This window comes from Microcystis sp. LE18-22.4A (assembly GCF_027531105.1).
In the GTDB taxonomy this organism is placed as follows: domain Bacteria; phylum Cyanobacteriota; class Cyanobacteriia; order Cyanobacteriales; family Microcystaceae; genus Microcystis; species Microcystis aeruginosa.
On record NZ_JAPZRB010000277.1, the window covers coordinates 1 to 3,429 of the forward strand.

The window sequence follows — 3,429 nt, forward strand, 5'->3', positions numbered from 1 at the left end:
GCTGACGAAATGGGAAAGCGTGTTGCTTGATTTCAACGGTGAATCGGATTACGTTCACCTGATTATCGATGACAAACCTGACATCGCTTTATCCAAATTAATCGCTAACCTTAAAACAGTTAGTAGTCGCTTAATTAGAAAAGAATTTCCGGATTTGGCGGCCAAGTATTTCGACAATAAACCTTATTTTTGGACGGGAGGTTATTTCGTGGCTAGTTGTGGCGGCGTTACTGTCGAACAACTAAAAAAATACGTTGAGAACCAAAACTCCCCGAAAGTGGAAACCCTACCGCGTTAGTTTCATTCCGGTGGCGATTTATCTCCCGTTAACCGCTACGCGGTTTAACGGGATTCCTCTCGCTCCAATTATAGATGATTTAACCGGGCAATTAGGCAATATTACAGCCTTTCTCGCCCGACTAGGATTCCTTCATCGCTTGTTTTTTCTCCGCCTTCAGGTCGCGACTGCTGGCGGCGGCAATTTCCGCATCCATCAGGGTGCGTCCGGTGGCCGCCAGATAGACATCATCGAGACTAGGACGGGATTGGGCCATGCTGAACACGGGTAATCCCGATTCGGCTAGGGTTTGTTCAATTTTGCTTAAAGGATTGCTATTCGCCGTGACGATGAGATTAAGGGAGTTACCCTGGGCGGTATTGACGATCACTTCCTCGACAAAAGGCAGACGGGATAATAACTCTTTCGCTTTTAGGGCTTCTTCCTCTGGGGAAAATTCTCGCACTTTTAGGGTAATGCGATCGCCGCCCAGTTGCTCCTTCAGTTGTGAGGGGGTACCGCGAGCGATGACGATACCATTGTCGATAATTGCCAAGTTATCGGCCAAGGCGTCAATTTCTTCGAGATAATGGCTGGTAATTAATACACTGGTTCCGGCCGCCCGCAATTGTCGCAGAAAATCCCAGACAATCAAACGACTTTCGATATCGAGTCCCACAGTTGGTTCATCCAGCACCAAAACCTCCGGCTGATGCAGTAATCCCGCCGCTAAATCCAGCCGTTTTTTAATGCCGCCGGAATAGATCCCCGTTTTTTTGTCCGCGTATTCCTCTAATCCTAAAAGATTTATTAATTCTTTAATTCGATCTCTTGACTTTTGAGCGGGAATGTGATAGAGAGCCGCTTGTAGTTGCAACAGTTCCCGGCCGGTGAGCATTTTATCGAGGGCGACTTCTTGGGCAACGTAACCCAGGCGTTTACGGGCGGATTTGGGGTTATTCAGGGCATCGACACCCCCCACCTCGATTTTGCCGCCATCGGGTTTAGCAAGGGTACAAAGACAGCGAATCGTGGTGGTTTTCCCCGCACCATTGGGACCGAGTAAACCGAAGATTTCTCCCGCTGCCACGGTAAAGGAGATATCTTTAACCGCTGCCGTCTGACCGTAGGATTTTTTTAACTTTTCGATCGCCACCGCAAGGGTCATAAGCTGATTTTCGCCCACTTGAGCGAGACAATTTTTTTGTTAACTTTCTCGGTCTATTTTAACCCAGATTCCCCACTTGAAAATCTGGTATTGTAGATTTGATCTGCTCACTGCGCTCTCTGCGGCGGTAATGACTGGCAGCTCAAACGGGCTTAAATAAACGATCTTCGCCTAGGTTGATGCTCGATCGAGACGCTTACCATCTCTAAATTTTCTAGAACTATCGTTTAGTTCTCACGGACAATTCTAGTAGATAGTTTCTGCAAGAAATCAGGCTGATTGTCTTTAATCTTGGCCTAGATTTGAGCTAGTTTTCCAGATTTCTGCCTTCTTTGGCTCGCTTTTTTCGGTCTATCATCTTTTATTTGTGCTTTTTTACAGCCTTTCTCCTAAAATTGACTCCTAGCTCCTGACTCCTGACTCACTAAAACGACAACTTCGCATCTCACCATTAAGATAGCTGCTGTAACACTTATAGAAAACACTGTCCCATAGACAATTATTTTTAGTCTATGATACAATCAGAACACTTCGCTTGTCATATTAGGTTAGGCGAGAATGAAAATTAGCACTAAAGGTATTTATGAATAAAAGCTACGTTATTTGGAACAATAAAGGCGGAGTTGGCAAAAGCACTATTACTTTTCACGTTGCATCTATGTATGCAGAAGAAAACTTAGATCGAAATGTTGTAGTTATAGATATGTGTCCACAAGCAAATTCCTCGGTAATGCTTATGGGCGGTGGAATGAAAGCTGAAAACTATCTTCAAGAGCTAATTATTAAAGAGACTCCTAGAACCGTAGTTGGCTATTTGACAGATAGTGCTTTAAAGAAAGATACAAGTGATGCTAATCGATACTTGCTTCAATTAAAAGAAATTAATGATAATTTGTCACCAAATATTTTTTTAATGTGTGGTGATGGAAATCTTGAGTTAATTGCGCCTCTTTTAGCAGACAGAGCAAACACAGTACCCCTATCAAGTGCAGATTCTCCCTGGGTTGAAATACATTCTATTATGAAGAACTTTACAGAACGCTCTATTTTTAGTAAGCCCACTACATTTTTTATTGATACTAATCCTAGTTTTTCAATTTATACACAAATTGCAATTTTATCAGGACAGAAACTATTGATTCCTATAAATGCTGATGATTCTTCAATTTATGCCATATCTGGGTTGTTTAATCTAGTTTGGGGAACAGAAAAAGAACATCCCGTATATGGTAATTATACATTTGCCAATAAAGTTCATAAGTATGGGCTAGAGAGACCCAAAATCGCCTTGCTTTTGGGAAATAGATTTACTCAGAAAAGTGGTACCGCCCACGCTTTTAAAGCATTGTCAGAAGAGGCTGTCAGAAAAATGTTTTCAGAGTATCAAAGAAATAAATGTCGTTTTGTTGATGGGGACAAATACAACTATGATGAAGCACAGTTTGAAAAAGCATATAACTATGAAATAAGAGATTTTAATAGTGCTGGAGTAGTATCCGCCAATCAAGGATTACCCTTGAGCAAAATGTTAGATACACCTCATTATTTAGTTTATAAAGAAGATATACAGGTCTCGAAAGACCAGAGAACAAAATGCCATAATGTGATTAAAAAACTTGTCGCAAGATTATAAAATTTGATTGCACCACAAAATACGAACAAAAATTACAGAACTATGAAAAATAATCGAATCTTCTGGCTCTTCGGTTTGTGTTATGCAATAGACGGGGGTTATAAGGAATGAAACCCTTATAGAGACAGACATTACCGCAATTTTTGTCAATTATTTTCGATCTAGAGCGAACTAATCAATTAAATCCCTTGCCAGATAAGGATTTAGTCGATTTATGCCCCCCTATCGAACCATACCAAGTCCCGAAGAGCCAATCTTCTCTTGATTAATACTTGGCTAATTTATTACTGACGATGTAGATAGTTTCAAAAATAATGCAATCGCTCTACATTAGCTCTACATTTTTGTTAC

At 41.2% G+C, this 3,429-nt stretch carries 3 protein-coding genes; 2 read left to right on the top strand and 1 reads right to left on the bottom strand.

The window, feature by feature from the left end; all coding sequences use genetic code 11:
• A partial coding sequence (tnpA, locus tag O9295_RS12885) for an IS200/IS605 family transposase (RefSeq protein WP_288033190.1) occupies nucleotides 1-298 on the top strand: 298 nt, incomplete at its 5' end.
• Between the two features lie 121 nt (nucleotides 299-419).
• On the opposite strand, the gene O9295_RS12890 is transcribed toward tnpA, so the two are convergent.
• On the bottom strand, nucleotides 420-1,445 hold the full coding sequence (locus tag O9295_RS12890) for an ABC transporter ATP-binding protein (RefSeq protein ID WP_288033191.1): 1,026 nt from the start codon (nucleotides 1,443-1,445) through the stop codon (nucleotides 420-422).
• Between the two features lie 583 nt (nucleotides 1,446-2,028).
• Between O9295_RS12890 and O9295_RS12895 the strand changes: the two genes are divergently transcribed.
• Nucleotides 2,029-3,078 carry a ParA family protein gene (locus tag O9295_RS12895; RefSeq protein ID WP_288033192.1) on the top strand — a complete coding sequence of 350 codons (1,050 nt, stop codon included), beginning with the start codon at nucleotides 2,029-2,031 and terminating at the stop codon, nucleotides 3,076-3,078.
• Nucleotides 3,079-3,429 lie beyond the last annotated feature (351 nt).

Coding starts and splice junctions, on each gene's coding strand:
- O9295_RS12890 (WP_288033191.1), bottom strand. CDS start 1,445: ATGACCCTTGCGGTGGCGATCGAAAAGTTAAAAAAATCCTACGGTCAG.
- O9295_RS12895 (WP_288033192.1), top strand. CDS start 2,029: ATGAATAAAAGCTACGTTATTTGGAACAATAAAGGCGGAGTTGGCAAA.